We start from the raw sequence: 18,328 nt of genomic DNA on the forward strand, positions 1-18,328 counted from the left end.
CGCTAGCCGATCCGGTCGATCACGTCACGGCGATCCGGCGCCGCGTCCCCGATCGTGACACTGGCGAGAACCTGCGCCACGGCGCGCTCGGCCGCAGCCTCGCTGCGGGCATGAACGAAGCCGAGCGGATCGCCCGCCTGAACTGAAGTTCCGAGCGGCGCGATGGCGGACAGGCCGACGGCCGGGTCGATCGCCTCGCCCGGCACGCTGCGCCCGCCGCCGAGTTGCACCACGGCGAGCCCCAGCGCGCGCGTGTCCATCGCCGCAACCGTGCCGGCCGAGGGCGCGGGAACCGGGCGCAGGACGGGCGCGGCCGGCAGATAGGCGTTCATGCGCTCCACGAAATCAACGGGACCACCCAGTCCGGCCACCATCGCGCCGAAGCGCTCCAGCGCCGCGCCGCTCGCCAGCGCGCGGGTCGCCAGAGCCTCGCCCTCATCGGCGCTTCCGGCAAGCCCCGCTTGGACCAAAGCCTCGGCGCAAAGCGCCAACGTGACCCGGTGCAGCCGCGTGCCGGCGCTTTCGCCCTTCAGGAAGCGAACGGCGTTGGCGACTTCCAGCGCATTGCCGGCCTCAGCCGCCAGCGGCTGGCTCATATCGGTGAGCAGCGCGCTGCATGGCAGGCCAGCCCCGTTGGCGACATCCACCAGCGCTTGGGCGAGCGCACGCGCATCCGCCTCATCCGCCATGAAGGCGCCCGAGCCCGTCTTCACGTCGAGAACGAGGCTCTGGAGGCCGGCCGCGAGCTTCTTCGACAGGATGGAGGCGACGATGAGCGGCGTCGATTCCACGGTGGCCGTCGTGTCGCGCACGGCATAGATGCGCCCGTCCGCCGGGGCGAGGCGCGCCGTCTGGCCGACGATCGCGCAGCCGACTTGCCTGACCACGGCGCGGAAGCGCTCCGGCTCGGGCGTCACCGTGTAGCCCGGAATGGCTTCCAGCTTGTCCAGCGTGCCGCCGGTATGGCCGAGGGCTCGGCCGGAGATCATCGGCACCGCCGCGCCGCAGGCGGCCAGGATCGGCGCCAGCATGAGCGAGACATTGTCGCCGACGCCGCCGGTGGAATGCTTGTCGGCGAGCGGGCGCTCCAGAAAGCGCCAGTCGAGCACATCGCCGGAATCGCGCATGGCGAGCGTCAGCGCGACCGTCTCCGCCCGCTCCATGTCGCGCAGGAAGATCGCCATGCAAAGCGCGGCAATCTGCGCGTCGGGAATCGCGCCCTCACCGATACCGCGCACGAAATCCGCGATGTCGGCAGCGTCCAGCGCCAGCCCGTCGCGTTTGGCGCGAATGATCTCGGCAGGCAGGCGCATCAATAGCCGCTCGTCTCGCCGCCCCGCCCGGCACCGCCGGCGACCGCCAGAAGGTCGGTCAGGACGCCGGACGCGCCGAGCCGGAAGCGGTCAGGCACCGCCCATCCCGCGCCGCAGACTTCCTCCGCCATGTCGCGATAGAGCTTGGCGTCCTCGAACGTCTTGATACCGCCGGACGGCTTGAAGCCGACCGTGCCGCCGTGGTCGGCGATGGCCTGAAGCAGGATGCGGGCGGCCTCGGGGGTGGCGCTGACCGGCACCTTGCCGGTCGAGGTCTTCAGGAAATCCGCTCCGCCCTTGAGCGCGGCTTCGCAGGCTGAAAGGATCAGGTCGGGGTCGACGAGTTCCCCCGTCTCCAGAATGGCCTTCAGCCGAGCCGAACCGGCTGCCGCCTTCACCGCGCGCACCTGATCTTCCACGAAGGCCGGGTCGGCGGCCACGCGGCGATAGGCGATCACGAGATCGATCTCGTCCGCTCCGTCAGTTACGGCTTGGCGCGTCTCGGCCAGTGTCGCTTCCACGTCCTCGCCCCCGGCCGGAAAGTTCACGACCGTCGCGAGGTGGATGCTTTCGGGCAGAATCGCGCGCGCCTCAGCCACGAAGCGCGGCCAGATGCAGATGGCCGCGACATCGCCTTCAGGCGTCCGCGCTCGCTTCACCAGCGCCTCGATATCGGCCGAGGTGCAGTCCTCGTTGAGATTGGTGAGGTCGAGCGAGGCGATCAGCCGGCGTGCGTCGTCTGCGCGATCCCTCATAGGGCGAACTCCGGCAGGGCGTGGGCGAGGATGCGGGCGAGCTTGGCGCCGCCGATCGGCGCCATGTCCTTGGTTTCCGTGTGGCTGAGTTCCGCGCCCGTCATGCCCGCGCCGAAATTGGTGACGACGGAGGCGCCGACGACGCGCAGGCCCAGAAAGCGTCCGAGGATGGTTTCCGGCACGGTGGACATGCCCACCGCATCCGCGCCCAGGACCCGCGCCATGCGGATTTCGGCCGGCGTCTCGAAGGAGGGGCCGGAGAACCACATATAGACGCCGCGGTGCAGCGCTTCCTCCGCCTTGATGGCGCCGCGCAGCATGGCCTCGCGCAGCTGCGGATCATAGGCCGAGGTCATGCCGACGAAGCGCGCGTCGGTCGGCTCCCCGATCAGCGGATTGGCCCCGGAAAAGGCGATGTGATCGTCGATCAGCATGACCTCGCCCGGCGCGATCGCGGGGTTCACCGAGCCGGCGGCGTTGGTGAGGCACAGGATCTCGACGCCGACCGCCTTCAGGGCTTCGAGCGCCGGGCGCATGGCGGCCGCGTTGCCGGCCTCGTAGTAATGAATGCGGCCCGACAGGATCAGGACATCGACGCCCGCCAGCCAGCCCGAGACCACCTCGCCCGCATGGCCCGACACGGCCGAGACGGGAAAGCCCGGCAGGTCGCGATAGGGGATGTGATGGGCGTCCTCGACCTCGCGCACGAGCGCGCCGAGGCCGGAGCCGAGAACCAGCGCGACACGCGGCCGGCGCGCGCCGAGCCGATCCCGCAGGGCTTCGCCGGCCGCGCTCACGAGACGGCATCCGTCGGAAAGGCCTTGGGCAGGAGTTCGCCCATCAGCATGGTTTCCACGACACCCTCCGCCGCGTCGCAGAGGAAGACGCGCGTTTCGGCGCTGGCGAACTCCGCGATGCGCTGGCGGCAGCCCCCGCAGGGCGAGCAGGCGCGCAGCCGCTCGGCGACGACCGCGATCTCGGCGATCCGCCCGCCGCCGTCCATCACCATATGGGCGATGGCCGTCGTCTCGGCGCACCAGCCTTCGGGAAAGCTCACGACCTCGATATTGCAGCCGCTATAGATGCGCCCGTCCTCGGTGCGCAGGGCCGCGCCGACGGGAAAGTTGGAATAGGGCGCGTGGCACTTCCGCATGGCCGAGCGCGCCTTGAGGAACAGGTCTTCCGACATCAGCGCTCTTTCACATAAGGCACGCCGCCGGCTTTGGGCGGGTGCGACTTGCCGACGAAGCCGGCGAGCAGGATCACGGTCAGGATATAGGGCAGCGCCTGGACGAGCTGCGGCGGGATCTGGCCGATGAGCGGCAGTTCCGTCGTCTGGAGGCGGATGGAGGCCGCATCCAGAAAGCCGAACAGGAGGCAGGCGAACATGACGGGCACCGGCTTCCAGTTGGCGAAGATCAGCGCCGCCAGCGCGATATAGCCGCGCCCCGCCGTCATCTCGCGCGCGAAGCCCGCCGACTGCGCGATGGCGAGATAGGTGCCGGCCATGCCGGTGAGAACGCCGCAGATGATCACGGCGCGGTAGCGCAGCCATGTGACCGAGATGCCGGCCGTATCCACCGCGCCCGGATTTTCGCCGACCGCGCGAAGCCGCAGGCCGAAGCGCGTGCGATAGAGCACCCACCAGGTGAAGGGCACGGCGAGGAAGGCGAGATAGACGAGAAGGTTCTGCCCCGACAGGAGGCCGGAATAGAGAAAGCCCAGAACCGGCACGTCCCGCACCGCCTCCGCGCCCGGCAGCGCGATGTCGAGGAAGCGCCCGCTCTGGCTGAGCGTCGGCGTGTTGCCGCCCTGCCCGAACCAGGCCGCGCCGAGAATGATGGTGAGGCCGGAGGCGATGAAGTTCAGCGCCACGCCCGAGACGATCTGGTTGCCGCGATAGGTGATCGAGGCGAGGCCATGGACGAGCGAGAAGACGACGGCGACACCGATGCCGGCCGCGAGGCCCGCAAAGGCGTTCTGCGACAGCGCCGCGACGGCGGCGGACGCGAAGGCCGCCGCCAGCATCTTGCCTTCCAGCCCGATGTCGAAGACGCCCGAGCGCTCGGAATAAAGGCCGGCCAGCGCCGCGAAGAGCAGCGGCGTGGACAGGCGGATGGTGGAATCCAGGAGGTTGAGAAGGCCGAGCGTGTCCATCAGCGGGCCTCATCAGTGGGCACGGATTTCGTCAGCGGCAGGCGCACGAAGCCGTAGAGCCGGCCGACGCCCGGCCGCAGCATGTTTTCCAAAGCGCCGGCGAAGAGGATCACGAGGCCCTGGATGATGACGATCATGTCGCGCGAGATCGAGGGCATGTCGAAGGCGAGTTCCGCTCCGCCCTGGTAGAGAACGCCGAAGAGAAGCGCGGCCGGCAGGATGCCGAGTGGATGGCCCCTTCCCATGAGCGCGACGGCGATGCCGACGAAGCCTGCGCCGGCCGGGAAGTTGAGCTGGAGCCGGTACTGATCGCCCATCACCGAGTTCAGCGCCATGATGCCGGCGAGCGCGCCGGAGATCAGCATGATGGTGACGACGAGGCGCGTTTCCTTCATGCCGGCATAGCGCGCGGCGGCGGGCGAGAAGCCGAGCGTGCGGATTTCATAGCCGAGCCGCGTGCGCCAGATCAGCACCCAGACGAAGAGCGCAGCGGCGAGCGCGACGAAGAAGGTCATGTTGAGCGGCGCGCCGCCGAGACTCATGCCCAGACTCTCGAACAGCCCGCCGAGCTTGGGCAATTGCCCGCCCGCGTCGAACTGGCGCGTTTCGGGCTGCATCGTGCCGAGCGGGCGCAAGGGGCCGACGAGGAGATAGACCATCAGCGCCGAGGCGATGAAGTTGAACATGATCGTCGTGATGACGACATGGCTGCCGCGCTTGGCCTGAAGATAGCCCGGCAGGAAGGCCCAGGCCGCGCCGAACGCGCCGGCCGCGACCACCGCCAGCGGCAGGTTCACCCACCAGGGCAGGACGGTGCCGAGATTGAGCGCCACCAGCGCGACGCCGAGGCCGCCGACATAGGCCTGCCCCTCGCCGCCGATATTGAACAGGCCGCCGTGAAAGGCGACCGCGACGGCAAGGCCGGTCAGGATGAAATTGGTCGTGTAGTAGAGCGTGAAGCCGAAGCCCTCGCCATAGCCGAAGGCGCCGCGCAGCATGAGGCGCGCGGCCTCGACCGGGCTTTCACCGACGGCCAGAACCACGAGCCCGGCGACCAGAAAGGCCACCACGACATTGACGAGCGGAATGACGCCATGGTCGATCCAGGCGGGAAGCTTGGTATAGGGTCGGCTCATGCCGGGTCCTTCGGCTGATTCAGAAGGTCGAGCCGCCCGGCGGCGTCGAGCGCGAAGAAGGGATTGTGGGCGATCTCCCAGAGATGCCCGTCGGGATCGGCGAAATAGCCGGAATACCCGCCCCAGAAAACCTTGTGCGGGGCCTTCACGGGCACGCCGCCGGCTTCGCAGGCGAGCGCGAAGAGCCGATCGGTCTCCGCCTCGCCGGGAAGATTGATCGCCAGCGTCATGCCCCGAAAGCGCGGCAGCGCTTCCAGCGGCAGCGAGGCATCGTCGGCAAGATCCTGCAAGCCGAAGAGCGAGAGAACGAGCCCCTCCCCTTGCAGGAAGACGACCTTGTCGTTGCCCTGATCCGTCCTCTCCCAGCCGAGCGTCTCGTAGAAGCGGGCGGCGCGGGCGAGATCAGCGACGCCCAAGGTGACGAGCGTGACGCGCGCGTCCCTCATTCCGCCGCCTCCGCCGCCGTCTCGCCGGCCATCATCAGGCCGAGTTCGCCTTCGGACGTGTCGGGGCTGCGCTCGCCGACCACGCGGCCGGCGCACATGACGAGGATGCGGTCGGACAGGGCGCGGATTTCGTCGAGTTCGACCGAGACGAGCAGCACCGCCTTGCCGGCGTCGCGCATCTCGATGATGCGCTTGTGGATGAATTCGATGGCGCCGACATCGACGCCGCGCGTCGGCTGGCCGATGAGAAGAACGGCCGGGTCGCGCTCCATCTCGCGCGCCAGAACGACCTTCTGCTGGTTGCCGCCGGAGAAATTGGCGGTCTTCAGATCGGCCGAGGGCGGGCGGATGTCATAGGCCGCGATCTTTTCCTTGGCTTCCGCGCGCATGGCCGAAACGCTCAGGAACGGCCCCTTCGCATAGGCGGGGTCGCGGTGATAGCCGAGAATGGCGTTCTCGTATTCCTTGAAGGGCAGGACGAGGCCCATATGGTGCCGATCTTCAGGCACATGGGCGAGGCCCCGCGCGCGAAGCGCGGCGGGGTCCATGTCGCGCTTGAGGTCCAGCGCCTCGCCGTTGAGGCGCAGCGTGCCGCTTTCCGCCGCGCGAATGCCCGACAGCGCTTCCAGAAGTTCCGACTGGCCGTTGCCCGCGACACCCGCGATGCCGACGATCTCGCCCGCGCGCAGGCTGAACGACACGTCGTCCACCATGGTGACGCCGCGCCCGTCCCGCACGGTGAGATTGCGCACCTCCAGAAGCGGAGCTTTGGGCGCGGCCTCGCCCTTTTCGACGCGCAGGAGCACGCGGCGGCCGACCATGAGCTCGGCGAGTTCCGCCGCGCTGGTCTGCGATGTCTTCACCGTCGCGACGATCTCGCCGCGCCGCATGACGGAGACATTGTCCGTGACGGCCAGGATTTCGCGCAGCTTGTGCGTGATGAGGATGACGGTCTTTCCCTCGTCGCGCAGGTGGCGCAGCACGGAAAAGAGCTGGTCGGCCTCGGCCGGCGTCAGGACGCCGGTCGGCTCGTCGAGGATCAGGATTTCCGCGCCGCGATAGAGCGCCTTCAGGATCTCGACGCGCTGCTGAAGGCCGACGGGCAGCGTTTCCACCACCGCGTCCGGATCGATCGCGAGGCCATGCTCGCGCTCCAGACGAAGAAGCTCGGCCCGCACGCGGCGGATGCCGGGCGAGAGAAGGCCCGACTGCTCGGCCCCGAGCATGACGTTTTCCACGACCGTGAAATTCTCCACCAGCATGAAATGCTGGTGCACCATGCCGATGCCCGCCGCGATCGCCGCGTTCGAATCGGGGATGGAAACCGGCGCGCCGTTGACGCGAATCTCGCCCTCGTCGGCCTGATAGAAGCCGTAGAGGATCGACATGAGCGTCGACTTGCCCGCGCCGTTTTCGCCGACGATGCCGTGGATCGTGCCCTTTTCCACGCGCATGTTGATGTCGCGATTGGCCTTCACGGGGCCGAAGTTCTTAGAAATGCCGATCAGTTCGATCGCTGGCGCCATGCCGTTCCCGATCTCGAAATTCCTGTTGCGCGCAAGCTTAAAGGCCGTCGCGCCCGATTGCCAGCGGGCCGCCCAAACGAGGCGTGGAGCAAAAACGGCTTGAACCCGAAGCCGTTGCAGGCCACCTCCTGACCCAGCCCTTACCGGAGACCCGATCCGCCATGTCCTCGCCCGCGCCGAGCCCGTCCCGCCCCCAGCCCCGCCGCCGCGCCGACTTCGCCGCCTTCGTGCCCGTCACCACCCGCTGGTCGGACAACGACGCCTATGGGCACATGAACAACGCGGCCTATTACACGTTCTTCGACACGGCGGTGACGACCTGGCTTCTTCAGCAAGGCCTGCCGACGACGCCCGGCGAAACGCTGCTCTTCGTCGCCGAAACCGGCTGCCGCTATCTCTCGGAGATCGGCTTTCCCGACCGGGTGACGGTGGGGCTCGCCATCTCGCGCCTCGGCTCCTCCTCCATCGCCTACGACATCGCGCTGTTCCGCAACGACGAGGACGTGGCCTCGGCCGAAGGCATCTTCGTGCATGTGCATGTGAGCAGGGCGACGCGCCGGCCCGCGCCGATCCCCGCCGAGCTGCGGGCCGTTCTGGAGCGGATCGTGCGATGAGCGGCGCGGAGGAACGGCTGGTCGAGCTGGAAATCCAGATCGCGCATCAGAACCAGATCATCGAGGATCTCTCGGGCGAAATCGCCCGGCAGGGCCAGGACCTCGCGCGCCTGCAGAAGGCGACGAAGGCGCTGGCCGAGCGTTTCCTGGCGCTGGAGGAGGTCGCGACGCCCCGGCCGGAAATCACCAAGCCGCCGCATTATTGATCCTGTCGCGCGCGCCTCAGGGCAGGCGCGCCACCCGCTCGGCCAACAGCGCGAAGAAACCGTCCGCATCGCCCGAGCGCACATAGAAGGCGTTGGGCTCGCGGTCGGTCACGCGCCAGAAGTCCACCACCGTCATGCCGCGCGTCAGCGCGCTGCCGGTCTCGACCTCGACATTCACCCGCCGCCCTTCGAAGAGCTCGGGGCGAATGAGGAAGGCGGTGACGCAAGGGTCGTGCAGCGGCGCGCCGTCCCAGCCGAACTTCTGGAGATCGTAGGTCTCGGAGAAGGTCAGCATGGCCGCGACCGCCGCGCCCGCCTTGTTGCCGATCCGCCGGAAGGCCTCGATGCGCGGCGGCGTCGAATGCATCTGATGCGTCACGTCGAGCGGCAGGACCGTGATGTCGGCGCCCGAGCGGAACACGATCTTGGCCGCGTCCGGGTCCACATAGATGTTGAACTCGGCGGTCGGCGTGATGTTGCCGACCTCGAAATAGGCCCCGCCCATGAGGACGATGCCCGCCAATCGCTCGGCGATGTCGGGGGCTTTCAGAAGCGCGAGGGCGACATTGGTGAGCGGCCCGAGAGCTGCGATCGTCACGGTCTTTTCCGGCAGGCGGCGCACCGTGTCGATGATGAAATCCGCCGCATGGCCTTCGCGCGGCTTCATCACGGGCTGGGGCAGGTCCGGCCCGTCGAGCCCGGTCGCGCCATGCACGTGCTCGGCGGTGACGAGGCGATGGGCGAAGGGGCGGTCCGCGCCGGCATAGACCGGGATATCCGGCCGCCCGGCGAGTTCCACGAGGCGCAGCGCGTTGTTGACCGTGTGATGGAGCGGGATGTTGCCGGCGACCGCCGCGATGCCGAGCACCTCGATCTCACCCGGCGAGCCCAGCGCGGCGAGAATGGCCACCGCATCGTCCTGCCCCGGATCGGTGTCGAAAATCACCTTGCGCATGGCGCGCTCCCTTTCGTTCGTCTTCGGGCCGGGCGTCTAACACTCCCCCTCCCGCTTGGCCAGAAAGGCCATGCGCGGGGACACGAAAACGGCCCGGAACCTTTCGGTTCCGAGCCGCACAAGCCTTTCCGAGAACCTTGGCCTCAATAGGGGCAGGTGTTGTCCGTGTTGTAGTTGTGGACCTTGACCGTGCCGGCGATGATATCGGCCTTGGCCTTCTCGACGGCCGCCGTCATCTCGGGCGTCAGGAGCGCCTTGTTGTTGTCGTCCACGGCATAGCCGACGCCATCCTCTTTCAGGCCGAGCGTCACCGTGCCACCCTTGAACTCGCCCTTCTTAGCGTCTTCGAAGGTCTGGTACACGGCGTTGTCGACGCGCTTCACCATGGAGGTCAGCACCTTGCCGGGATGCAGCATGTTCTGGTTGGAATCGACGCCGATCCCGAACTTGCCGGCATCCGCCGCGGCCTGCAGCACGCCGATGCCGGTCGCGCCGGCGGCGTGGAAGATCACGTCGGCGCCCTGCGACATCTGCGAGCGGGCAAGCTCGCCGCCGCGCACCGGGTCGTTCCAGGCGGCAGCCGTCGTGCCCGTCATGTTCTCGAGATACTTGGCGTCCTTCTTGGCCGCCATGACGCCGCCCTTGTAGCCGCAGGCGAAGTTGCGGATCAGCGGAATGTCCATGCCGCCGACGAAGCCGACCGTGCCGGTCTGCGACTTCATGGCCGCGAGCATGCCGACGAGATAAGAGCCTTCCTCTTCCTTGAAGAGGATGGAGCGCACGTTCGGCAGGTCCACGACCGTGTCGATGATGGCGAACTGGAGGTTCGGATATTCCTTGGCGACATTCGTCACGGCCGCCTGCTGGGCGAAGCCGACGGCGATGATGGGCGAGTTGCCGTCGCGCGCGAAGCGGCGCAGCACCTGCTCGCGCTGCGTCTCGTTCTGCATCTCGAATTCGCGATAGGCGGTGCCCGACTCCTTCTTGAAGCGCTCGGCGCCATTGAAGGCGGCTTCGTTGAAGGATTTGTCGAACTTGCCGCCGAGGTCGAAGATCACGGCGGGCTTGAGGTCGGCCGCGAGCGCGGGGCCGGCGACGGAGGCGAGGCAGGCGGCGAAGAGGCCGGCGAGGATGGACTTCATGGGTTTCGCGCAATCCCTGTTGCTGAGACGGGGCTGACGCCCCGATCGGCCCTGTTGCTGAGGCGGGGCTGACGCCCCGATCGGCTCTGTTGCTGAGGCGGGGCGAGAGCCCCGATCGGCTGCGGCCCGGCTTGTGGCCGCCAGGCTCTTTCCGATCCGGAAACTGGCACGAAGCCTTCGCGCGCGCACCTAAAATCCGCACTTATCCTCAACGCGAGACCGTGAAGGCCTTCGCCGCCTTTTCGGCGCGCGGACGAAAAAAGGGCGGGGTCGCATGCCCCGCCCTTCCCGTTCGGTCCGATCCCACAGCGAGCGGGCGCCGGACGCCCGCCGACGTCACTCGGCGGCGACGGCGCCAAGGCCCACCGGGCAGCTCACGCCCGTGCCGCCGAGGCCGCAATAGCCGCGCGGGTTCTTGGCGAGATATTGCTGGTGATAGGTCTCGGCGTAGAAGAAGTCCGGCGCGTCGAGGATTTCGGTCGTGATCGGCTGCGCGTGGCCGGCCTCGCGCAGCGCCTCGCCATAGGCGCGCTTGGCGGCTTCGGCGGCCTCGCGCTGCGCCTCGCCCGTGACATAGATGCCGGAGCGATACTGCGTGCCGACATCGTTGCCCTGGCGCATGCCTTGCGTCGGGTCGTGCGATTCGAAGAAGACGCGCAGCAATTCCTCGAACGAGACGCGGCCGGGGTCATAGGCCACGAGCACGACCTCGTTGTGCCCGGTCTGGCCGGAGCAGACTTCCTCGTAGGTCGGGTTGGGCGTCAGCCCGGCGGCATAGCCGACCGCCGTCGAGACGACGCCCGGCACCTGCCAGAACTTGCGCTCCGCGCCCCAGAAGCAGCCGAGGCCGAAGATCACCGTCTCGACGCCCTCGCCGAAGGGGGCCTTCAAGGGCGCGCCGTTGACGAAATGCGTCTCGGCCGTGGCGAGCGGCGTCGGGCGGCCCGGCAGCGCCTCCTCGGCGCTCGGCATCCGGGTCTTCTTCAGGAGGTTCAAACCGAACATTGCTCAAATCCTTCGAGTAGGGTCGCCGGAGCGGGCGGCGCGCGGCGCGCGCCCGGCGGCAAGAAAGACGAAACCGGCGATCCCCAGCACCACGCAGGCGGGCTGACGCCCGATCTCGGTCATCAACTGCGCCCGCTCGCCCCCGGTGAAGACCGGGTTGGCGGAGGTGGGCTGGGCAAGCGGCGTGTTCCAGCCCGCCAGCGCCAGGGTCTCGGAGATGGTCATCAGGCGCACGCTGTTGGACGCGAGCGAGCGGGCCGCATCGCCCACCGCCAGAACCGCTCCGGCCGCCAGGATCAGAAGCCCCAAGGCGCGAAGGCACCAGGCAAGAAACCGCAAGGACCCGACCTCCCCGTCATCGGACCGCGGCGCCCCGGCCCGCGCCGAAGCGGCCCGGCCCCACCGGCGCGCCCTGTCGTCCGGCTGCGTCTCGATGGCGTGAATATGGTGCCCGACCCCGCGTCCCGCAATGGCGGCCCGGCCGATCCGCCGCAGGACGGGGGACGGCCGAGGTCGAGCGAAGAGAGCCTGCGTGGAGCCATGATGGTGGTTTTTCGGGGAAGGCGGTTCGCTCAGGAAAAAGGCGGCTTCGCCCCGCAATCCTCCGTTTGCTTCTGGTCGCGCCCCTGGTTCGTCTCGGCGCGCCCACCCTTCGCCCTCCGTCCCTCGTCATCAGCCCCGGCTCTGGCTCTGGCTCTGGCTCTGGCTCTGGCTCTGGCTCTGGCTCTGGCTCTGGCTCTGGCTCTGGCTCTGGCTCTGGCTCTGGCTCTGGAAGCCTGTTCGCCGCCCGCCGCGCGTCCAGTGCCCCGCCTCCCCGTTGGCCCCGCGCCCGCGCCTTTCGGCGCCGAACCTTGCGCCAACCCGGCGGGATCATCCGATCTTCATGAAAAGGGCTTGCCACCCTTCCCCTTGCGATGATAGTGCGCCCCATCGGATCGGCGACGCCTCCCAAGGCCTCGCCCCGCCGCTTCGAAAAAGCCGGCATGTTCGATCTGGAGGGGTGGCCGAGTGGTTGAAGGCGCACGCCTGGAAAGTGTGTATACGGGAAACCGTATCGGGGGTTCGAATCCCCCTCCCTCCGCCATGCTTCGCTGTTTCGCGGCAGAGATGCCGATCCGCTGATTTCATCCGTCTTCTGGCCGATCCTCGATCCCGCAGGATCGAATCCCGTGGCCACTGTTCCAGCGAATGTTCCCGCTCGCGAGCCGTCCCGCATATCGCACATGGCGCGCGTTACATCAGGGCTCGCGCTTCGCCCTGCGCTTGCCATCCGCCATGCGTCGTATCCTGGCCGCGCATTCGGCTCCGCAGCCCGCGGCAAACTTCGTACGCGCCGGCTTCGGACCGATGACGTGCCGCGAGATGCGGGGGGACGAGCGAGGCGGCGGCGCCTGAAGGCCGATTGATCTTCGGGCTCGGTTTGGACCGGTTGCGAGCCGTGCTGAACGCCGGAACAGAAAAGGGAGCCGGACGACGATCGAATACGATCGGGGGCCGTGTTCGGGCTCGGGCATCATCGCGGGACGGGCGCGCGCGGTCCGCTTCGTCTCGATCTCGAAGCGGGCGGGCGCGCCGTGCTTCGCGCGGCTCCGCTTTGGCCGACCGACGGCTCGACCCGACGAAGATGGACGGGCGCGGTCGGAGCGACCCGACCAGCGCCTCCCCCGCCTCAGGCAGGCCGGGCTGGCGTCCGGTGGGACGACGAGTCGCGAGGCGGCAAGATGCCGTCGGGGAGCGGCGAGCGGTAGGTGTCCGATCCGCGACGCCGGCGGAGTTCCTCCTTGGCTCGCGCGCGAAGTTCTTCGTCCTGCACCACCCGCCCGGCCGTCGCGGCCATGACCTTGGCGGCCGTGACCATGGCCTTGTGGGCATGGGGCATCTTGCCCTGCGTCACCGTCTGCCAGGTGTGGAACGGCGTCCCGAGCACGGCGGTCGCGGTCAGGCACTGGGCGGTCGGCACGAGGCAGCTCACGTCGCCGACATCGGTCGAGCCGAAGAAGAGACGCGGCTCCGGCGGCAGGGGCAGGATCTCGTCGTGGAGATTGCGCGGAAAGCGATCCGGCGCGTTGAACGCGCGGGCGCTGGCCCGGCGATCGGCGTCCGTGAGGGCGGCTGCGGCGAGCTTGTCCGCGAAGGCGTGGTCGTCGGCGTCGAAGGGCGGCGGGCCGACGCGCTCGAACTCCTCCTGCATGACCTCCTCCAGCGCGCGGTTGGGGATGATCGCCGACGTCGCCCGGTCGAAGACCATCTCGACGCCGGTCTCCGTCATGAGGGCCGCGCCCTCGGCGATCTTTCTCACCCGCTCGAAGAGCTCCGCCGCATCCTCCATCCGGGGCGCGCGGACGAGATAGAGGCCCTCGGCGCTCGCCTGGACGACATTGGGCGACACGCCGCCGGTCTGGGTGATCGCGTAGTGGACGCGGGCCTCGGGCGGCATGTGCTCGCGCATGAAATTGACCCCGACATTCATCAGCTCCAGCGCGTCGAGCGCGCTGCGGCCGACCTGCGGGCTGACCGCCGCATGCGAGGCGCGCCCCGCGAAGCGGAAATAGGCCTGGATGTTGGCCAGCGTCGCCGAGGACATGACGTGATTGTAGTCGGCCGGGTGCCAGCAGAAGGCGGCGTCCAGTCCGTCGAACGCGCCGGCGCGCGCCATGTAGGTCTTGCCCGAGCCGCCCTCCTCCGCCGGGCAGCCGAAGTAGCGGACCCGCGCTTCGATCCCGGCCTCGTCGAGCGCATCGCGCAGGGCGACGGCCGCCAGCAGAGAGGCCGCGCCGAGAAGATTGTGATGGCAGCCATGGCCGTTGCCGCCCGCCTCGATCGGCCGGTGCTCGGTCGCGCCCGCTTCCTGCGACAGGCCCGCCAGCGCGTCGAACTCGCCGAGAAAGCCGATCGTCACGTTTCCCCTGCCGGCCTCGGCCATGAAGGCCGTGGCGATGCCGGCGATGTTGCGCGTGACGGCGAAGCCTTCCGCCTCCAGCGCGGCGATGTGCTCCTCTGCCGAGCGGACCTCTTCGTATCGCAGCTCCGGCATGCCCCAGATGCGGTCGCTGAGATCGATGAAGGTCTCGGACTTCCGGGCGATGCAGGCGACGATCGAGTCGGTTCCAAAATGCGTCTCGCGCGTCGGCGAAGAGGGCAAGTCCATGGGGCGGTCTCCAGAAGAAGGGCAGACGCGTGGCGGCTCAGGCCGCCGCGCGATCGTTCAGGTGGCAGGCCGAGAGCCGGCCCGGTCCGATCGGGCGCAGGGCCGGAACGTCGGACCGGCAGCGGGGCATGGCGTGCGGGCAGCGCGGATTGAAGGGGCAGCCGGAAGGCGGCGCGAGTGGCGAGGGCAGTTCGCCCCGGATCGGCTGGTAGTCCCGCTCCCCCGGTTCGAGCACGGGAAGCTGCTCCAGGAGCAGCTTGGTGTAGGGATGGTTGGGGTCGGTGAAGAGGTCTTCGGTCGCGGCGACCTCCACCACGCGCCCAAGATACATGATGACCACGCGGTCGGAGATATGCTCGACGACGCCCAGATTGTGCGAGATGAAGAGGTAGGTGAGCCCCAGATCGTCGCGCAGATCCATGAAGAGGTTGAGGACCTGCGCCTGGATCGAGACGTCGAGCGCGGCGACGGCCTCGTCGCAGATGATGAGCTTGGGCCGGACGGCGAGGGCCCGGGCGATGCCGATGCGCTGGCGCTGACCGCCGGAGAACTGGTGCGGAAAACGGTCGAGATAGGCGGCCGACAGCCCGACCTTCTCCATCAGCCCGGCGACGTAGCCGCGCCGCTCGGAAGGCTTGATGAGGCCATGGGCGACGGGCGCCTCGCCGACGATATCGACGACGCGCATGCGCGGGTTCAGCGAGGCGAAGGGGTCCTGAAAGATCATCTGGACGCTCAGCGCGTGGTCGCGCCGCTGCGCCGGCGACATGGCATCGAGGGACACGCCCTGCCACGCGACCTCGCCGGCCGACCGGGGGCTGATCCCGGCGAGGATGCGCGCCACCGTGGACTTGCCGCATCCCGACTCGCCGACGATGCCGACGACCTCTCCCGGCGCGACCGAGAGATCGACGTCGGACACCGCCCGGATCTCCAGCCGCTTCTCGTTCGCCCCGAAGAGATTGGCGATGCGGCCGGCGAGACCGACCGGCTTCACGAAGGTCTTCGCCAGACCCTTCACGGTCAGGATCGGTTGCGCGCTCATGCCCGTCCTCCCAAAGGATGCCAGCAGCGAAAGGTGCGACCCGGCTCCGGCACGCTTTCCTCGGGCGCCACGGCGCAGGCGGCGCTCGCGCGCTCGCAGCGGGTGCGGAAGGCGCAGCCGCCGTCGAGATCGGACAGCGACGGCGTCATGCCGGGAATCTGGTGGAGCCGGCGGCCGCGCGTCGCCCGCGACGGCACGGAGGCGATGAGCCCGCCCGTATAGGGATGCAGCGGCCGGCGGATGATGTCGGCCGTCGGCCCGAACTCCACGACCCGGCCGGCGTACATGACGGCGATCCGGTCCGCGAGGCCCGCCACCACGGCGAGATCGTGCGTGACCCAGATCAGCGCCGTCCCCTTGCGGCGGCACAGCTTCTTCATCTCGTGGATGATCTGCCCCTGGATCGACACGTCGAGCGCCGTCGTCGGTTCGTCGGCGATGACGAGGCGGGGATCGTTGATCAGGGCGATGGCGATGGCCACGCGCTGGCGCATGCCGCCCGACAATTCGAACGGATAGGCCCGCAGGCGCTCGTCGGGCGACGGGATGCCGACCATGACCAGCGCCTCGCGAGCGCGCCTCAGGGCCTCCTCGCGGCCGACATCGGCATGGGCGAGCACCGTTTCGACCATCTGCGTGTCGACGCGCAGAACCGGGTTCAGCGTCATCGAGGGGTCCTGGAAGATCATCGCGATCTCGTTGCCGCGAAGGCGCCGCCACTCGGCGTCGGACAGCCCCAGGAGATCGCGTCCGTCGAACTCGATCCGCCCTCCGACGACCCGTCCCGGCGGATCGACGAGACCCATGATCGAGAAGCCGCTGATCGACTTGCCGGAGCCCGACTCGCCGACGAGACCGAGGATTTCGCCGCGCGCGAGCGTGATGTCGACCCCGTCCACCGCCTTCGCCGTTCCCGAACGGGTGTGGAAATGGGTCCTGAGATTGCGCACCGAAAGCAGCGGTGCGGCCTGTCCGGTTTCGCTCATGACGCATTCCGTGGGTTGAGAACGTCGCGCAGCTGGTCGCCGACGAGGTTGATCGCCAGGATCAGGAGAGCGAGCGCGATGCCGGGAAAGAAGGAGATCCAGTACTGGCCGGAGAACATGAACTCGAACCCGTTGGCGATCAGCATGCCGAGCGAGGGCTCGGTCACGGGCACGCCGATGCCGAGGAAGGAGAGCGTGGCCTCGGCGCCGATCGCATGCGCGAGATCGATGGTGGCGATCACGATCAGCGGCGGCAGGCAGTTGGGCAGGACGTGGCGCAGGATGATCCGCCCGGGCCCGAGCGACAGGCACCGCGCCGCCTGGACATATTCGCGGTTGCGCTCGACGATCGCGGCGCTGCGGGCCGTCCGGGCGAAATAGGCCCATTGCACGACGATCAGCGCGAGGATCACCTTGTCGACGCCCTGGCCGAGGACGGACAGCATGACGAGCGCGACGAGGATCGCGGGAAACGAGAGCTGGATATCGACGATGCGCATCAGCACCGCATCCAAGACCCCGCCGAAATAGGCGGCGGCGAGGCCGACCAGCGCGCCGATGGCGAGCGCGGCCGAAACCGAGGTGAAGGCGACGAGAAGGCTCGTGCGCATTCCGTAGAGAATGGCCGAGAGGATGTCGCGCGCCTGCCCGTCCGTGCCGAGCCAATAGGTCATGCCGGTGCTCTCGGACACCGAACCCGGCGGCAGTTCGGACTCGAAGATATCGAGAGCCCCGATATCGTAGGGGTTCTGCGGCGCCACCCAGGGCGCGAAGAGAGCCGGGATCGTCAGCGCGAGAAGAAGCACCAGGCCGAGCACCGCGACGGGGCTGCGGCAGAAGCTCGCGACGTTCCGGCGCCAGGGCGTCTCGGCGCCGGCCGTGGTCGGTGGTGCGGCGGGGGTTTGGACGCTCATCAGTCGCGGACCCTTTCGCGCGAGCTCGGATCGATCGCCATGCAGAACACGTCCACGAAGAGGTTCAGGGCGACGAGGAAGCAGACCATGACGAGGACGTAGGCGACGACGACGGGCCGATCGAGCGTGAGGATCGAGTCGATCAGGAGCTTGCCCATTCCGGGCCAGGCGAAGATCGTCTCCGTGACGACCGCGAAGGCGACGGCCTGACCGAATTCCAGCCCCGTCACCGTGAGGATCGGGATGGTGATGTTCTTCAGGAGATGGACGCGCAGGATGCGGCCGGTCGGCAGTCCCTTCGCGCGGGCGAACTTGATGTAGTCCATCGGCAGAACCTCGCGCGTGGCGGCGCGGGTGACGCGGATCAGGAGGGCGGCCTTGGCGATGCCGAGCGTCAGCGCGGGAAGCGCGACATGCCGCCATCCGTCCAGCGTGAAGAGGCTGAGCTGCAGGGGACCCAGGCTCACCACCGGACCCCGGCCGGACGCGGGAAGCCAACCGAGCTGGACGGCGAAGAGCATGATCATCACCAGTCCGATCCAGAAGGTCGGCAGGCTGAAGCCGAGGATCGAGGCGGTCATGATCGCGCGCGAGGCGGGCGCCGCCGGCCGAAGCCCGGCCGCGATGCCGAGCGGCACGCCGACGAGAACCGCAAAGCCCATGGCGACGATCACGAGTTCGAACGTCGCGGGCATGCGCTCGACGATCAGCTTCAGCGCCGGCTGGCCGGTCAGGAAGCTGCGGCCGAAATCGCCCTGGAGCGCGTTGCCGAGGAAGGCGACATATTGCGTGAAAACGGACTGGTCGAGGCCGAGGGCGGTGCGGACGGCCTGACGCTCCAGCTCGGTCGCCTCCGGGCTGACGAGCATCGCCGTCGGATCGCCGACGAGATAGATCCCGACGAAGACCAGCACCGACATGGCCAGAAGCACGCCGACGGCCTGGAAAAGGCGGTTGATGACGAAGACGAGCACGACGAG

19 protein-coding genes and 1 tRNA gene are annotated in these 18,328 nt (G+C 68.6%); 3 read left to right on the forward strand and 17 right to left on the reverse strand.

What is annotated here, in order from left to right; translation table 11 throughout:
* Positions 1–2: 2 nt before the first annotated feature.
* Genes deoA through B146_RS0109125 form a run of 8 tightly spaced genes read right to left on the reverse strand, consistent with a single transcriptional unit; the run spans position 3 to position 7,333 of the window.
* Positions 3–1,313 carry a thymidine phosphorylase gene (gene deoA / locus B146_RS0109090; protein WP_019996124.1) on the reverse strand — a complete coding sequence of 437 codons (1,311 nt, stop codon included), beginning with the start codon at positions 1,311–1,313 and terminating at the stop codon, positions 3–5.
* The gene (deoC, locus tag B146_RS0109095; protein ID WP_019996125.1) at positions 1,313–2,068 is read right to left on the reverse strand and encodes a deoxyribose-phosphate aldolase; all 756 of its coding nucleotides are present in this window, start codon (positions 2,066–2,068) and stop codon (positions 1,313–1,315) included. Before deoC ends, deoA begins: the two co-directional genes overlap by 1 nt.
* A complete protein-coding gene (locus tag B146_RS0109100; RefSeq protein ID WP_019996126.1) occupies positions 2,065–2,865 on the reverse strand; it encodes a purine-nucleoside phosphorylase in 801 nt (266 codons plus the stop codon). Before B146_RS0109100 ends, deoC begins: the two co-directional genes overlap by 4 nt.
* Complete coding sequence (locus B146_RS0109105) at positions 2,862–3,257, reverse strand: cytidine deaminase (protein ID WP_019996127.1); 396 nt, start codon at positions 3,255–3,257, stop codon at positions 2,862–2,864. The genes B146_RS0109100 and B146_RS0109105 overlap by 4 nt, the downstream gene beginning before the upstream one ends.
* Entirely contained in the window at positions 3,257–4,225 is a 969-nt protein-coding gene (locus B146_RS0109110) for an ABC transporter permease (protein ID WP_019996128.1), read from the reverse strand. The genes B146_RS0109105 and B146_RS0109110 overlap by 1 nt, the downstream gene beginning before the upstream one ends.
* Positions 4,225–5,361, reverse strand: coding sequence for an ABC transporter permease (locus B146_RS0109115; protein WP_019996129.1), 1,137 nt, complete (start codon positions 5,359–5,361; stop codon positions 4,225–4,227). Before B146_RS0109115 ends, B146_RS0109110 begins: the two co-directional genes overlap by 1 nt.
* Complete coding sequence (locus tag B146_RS0109120) at positions 5,358–5,807, reverse strand: VOC family protein (RefSeq protein ID WP_019996130.1); 450 nt, start codon at positions 5,805–5,807, stop codon at positions 5,358–5,360. The genes B146_RS0109115 and B146_RS0109120 overlap by 4 nt, the downstream gene beginning before the upstream one ends.
* Positions 5,804–7,333 (reverse strand): ABC transporter ATP-binding protein, encoded by a 1,530-nt coding sequence (locus tag B146_RS0109125; RefSeq protein ID WP_019996131.1) that lies wholly within the window; start codon positions 7,331–7,333, stop codon positions 5,804–5,806. The genes B146_RS0109120 and B146_RS0109125 overlap by 4 nt, the downstream gene beginning before the upstream one ends.
* A gap of 161 nt (positions 7,334–7,494) precedes the next feature.
* Between B146_RS0109125 and B146_RS0109130 the strand changes: the two genes are divergently transcribed.
* The gene (locus B146_RS0109130; RefSeq protein ID WP_019996132.1) at positions 7,495–7,947 is read left to right on the forward strand and encodes an acyl-CoA thioesterase; all 453 of its coding nucleotides are present in this window, start codon (positions 7,495–7,497) and stop codon (positions 7,945–7,947) included.
* Positions 7,944–8,153, forward strand: coding sequence for a SlyX family protein (locus B146_RS0109135; RefSeq protein WP_019996133.1), 210 nt, complete (start codon positions 7,944–7,946; stop codon positions 8,151–8,153). Before B146_RS0109130 ends, B146_RS0109135 begins: the two co-directional genes overlap by 4 nt.
* A gap of 16 nt (positions 8,154–8,169) precedes the next feature.
* Here B146_RS0109135 and B146_RS0109140 read toward each other — a convergent pair whose 3' ends face one another.
* The 4 genes from B146_RS0109140 to B146_RS28310 all read right to left on the reverse strand — a co-directional run bounded on the left by B146_RS0109140 (position 8,170) and on the right by B146_RS28310 (position 11,594).
* Positions 8,170–9,108, reverse strand: coding sequence for a nucleoside hydrolase (locus tag B146_RS0109140; RefSeq protein ID WP_019996134.1), 939 nt, complete (start codon positions 9,106–9,108; stop codon positions 8,170–8,172).
* A gap of 143 nt (positions 9,109–9,251) precedes the next feature.
* Positions 9,252–10,250: a BMP family lipoprotein gene (locus tag B146_RS0109145; RefSeq protein WP_019996135.1), complete on the reverse strand. Its 999-nt coding sequence runs from the start codon at positions 10,248–10,250 to the stop codon at positions 9,252–9,254.
* A gap of 336 nt (positions 10,251–10,586) precedes the next feature.
* Positions 10,587–11,255, reverse strand: a complete 669-nt coding sequence (msrA, locus tag B146_RS0109150) for a peptide-methionine (S)-S-oxide reductase MsrA (protein ID WP_019996136.1) — start codon at positions 11,253–11,255, stop codon at positions 10,587–10,589.
* Positions 11,256–11,258: 3 nt separating this feature from the next.
* Entirely contained in the window at positions 11,259–11,594 is a 336-nt protein-coding gene (locus B146_RS28310; RefSeq protein WP_040408369.1) for a hypothetical protein, read from the reverse strand.
* A gap of 655 nt (positions 11,595–12,249) precedes the next feature.
* On the opposite strand from B146_RS28310, the gene B146_RS0109160 reads away from it, so the two are divergent.
* Positions 12,250–12,339: transfer RNA gene (locus tag B146_RS0109160), tRNA-Ser, on the forward strand.
* 585 nt (positions 12,340–12,924) lie between these two features.
* On the opposite strand, the gene B146_RS0109165 is transcribed toward B146_RS0109160, so the two are convergent.
* The 5 genes from B146_RS0109165 to B146_RS0109185 are packed head-to-tail and all read right to left on the reverse strand — an operon-like array spanning position 12,925 to position 18,322.
* Complete coding sequence (locus B146_RS0109165) at positions 12,925–14,403, reverse strand: M20 family metallopeptidase (protein ID WP_019996138.1); 1,479 nt, start codon at positions 14,401–14,403, stop codon at positions 12,925–12,927.
* 37 nt (positions 14,404–14,440) lie between these two features.
* Positions 14,441–15,448 (reverse strand): ABC transporter ATP-binding protein, encoded by a 1,008-nt coding sequence (locus tag B146_RS0109170; RefSeq protein ID WP_019996139.1) that lies wholly within the window; start codon positions 15,446–15,448, stop codon positions 14,441–14,443.
* Complete coding sequence (locus tag B146_RS0109175) at positions 15,445–16,434, reverse strand: ABC transporter ATP-binding protein (protein WP_019996140.1); 990 nt, start codon at positions 16,432–16,434, stop codon at positions 15,445–15,447. Before B146_RS0109175 ends, B146_RS0109170 begins: the two co-directional genes overlap by 4 nt.
* Positions 16,431–17,348 carry an ABC transporter permease gene (locus B146_RS0109180; RefSeq protein ID WP_019996141.1) on the reverse strand — a complete coding sequence of 306 codons (918 nt, stop codon included), beginning with the start codon at positions 17,346–17,348 and terminating at the stop codon, positions 16,431–16,433. The genes B146_RS0109175 and B146_RS0109180 overlap by 4 nt, the downstream gene beginning before the upstream one ends.
* Positions 17,348–18,322, reverse strand: a complete 975-nt coding sequence (locus B146_RS0109185) for an ABC transporter permease (protein WP_019996142.1) — start codon at positions 18,320–18,322, stop codon at positions 17,348–17,350. Before B146_RS0109185 ends, B146_RS0109180 begins: the two co-directional genes overlap by 1 nt.
* Positions 18,323–18,328: the final 6 nt, after the last annotated feature.

The sequence above is a fragment of the Aureimonas ureilytica DSM 18598 = NBRC 106430 genome, assembly GCF_000382705.1.
Lineage (GTDB): Bacteria > Pseudomonadota > Alphaproteobacteria > Rhizobiales > Rhizobiaceae > Aureimonas > Aureimonas ureilytica.

What these genes read in the sequence shown, in the direction of transcription:
- deoA (WP_019996124.1), bottom strand. Translation starts at nt 1,313, where the DNA reads ATGCGCCTGCCTGCCGAGATCATTCGCGCCAAACGCGACGGGCTGGCG.
- deoC (WP_019996125.1), bottom strand. Translation starts at nt 2,068, where the DNA reads ATGAGGGATCGCGCAGACGACGCACGCCGGCTGATCGCCTCGCTCGAC.
- B146_RS0109105 (WP_019996127.1), bottom strand. Translation starts at nt 3,257, where the DNA reads ATGTCGGAAGACCTGTTCCTCAAGGCGCGCTCGGCCATGCGGAAGTGC.
- B146_RS0109110 (WP_019996128.1), bottom strand. Translation starts at nt 4,225, where the DNA reads ATGGACACGCTCGGCCTTCTCAACCTCCTGGATTCCACCATCCGCCTG.
- B146_RS0109115 (WP_019996129.1), bottom strand. Translation starts at nt 5,361, where the DNA reads ATGAGCCGACCCTATACCAAGCTTCCCGCCTGGATCGACCATGGCGTC.
- B146_RS0109120 (WP_019996130.1), bottom strand. Translation starts at nt 5,807, where the DNA reads ATGAGGGACGCGCGCGTCACGCTCGTCACCTTGGGCGTCGCTGATCTC.
- B146_RS0109125 (WP_019996131.1), bottom strand. Translation starts at nt 7,333, where the DNA reads ATGGCGCCAGCGATCGAACTGATCGGCATTTCTAAGAACTTCGGCCCC.
- B146_RS0109130 (WP_019996132.1), top strand. Translation starts at nt 7,495, where the DNA reads ATGTCCTCGCCCGCGCCGAGCCCGTCCCGCCCCCAGCCCCGCCGCCGC.
- B146_RS0109135 (WP_019996133.1), top strand. Translation starts at nt 7,944, where the DNA reads ATGAGCGGCGCGGAGGAACGGCTGGTCGAGCTGGAAATCCAGATCGCG.
- B146_RS0109140 (WP_019996134.1), bottom strand. Translation starts at nt 9,108, where the DNA reads ATGCGCAAGGTGATTTTCGACACCGATCCGGGGCAGGACGATGCGGTG.
- B146_RS0109145 (WP_019996135.1), bottom strand. Translation starts at nt 10,250, where the DNA reads ATGAAGTCCATCCTCGCCGGCCTCTTCGCCGCCTGCCTCGCCTCCGTC.
- msrA (WP_019996136.1), bottom strand. Translation starts at nt 11,255, where the DNA reads ATGTTCGGTTTGAACCTCCTGAAGAAGACCCGGATGCCGAGCGCCGAG.
- B146_RS0109165 (WP_019996138.1), bottom strand. Translation starts at nt 14,403, where the DNA reads ATGGACTTGCCCTCTTCGCCGACGCGCGAGACGCATTTTGGAACCGAC.
- B146_RS0109170 (WP_019996139.1), bottom strand. Translation starts at nt 15,448, where the DNA reads ATGAGCGCGCAACCGATCCTGACCGTGAAGGGTCTGGCGAAGACCTTC.
- B146_RS0109175 (WP_019996140.1), bottom strand. Translation starts at nt 16,434, where the DNA reads ATGAGCGAAACCGGACAGGCCGCACCGCTGCTTTCGGTGCGCAATCTC.
- B146_RS0109180 (WP_019996141.1), bottom strand. Translation starts at nt 17,348, where the DNA reads ATGAGCGTCCAAACCCCCGCCGCACCACCGACCACGGCCGGCGCCGAG.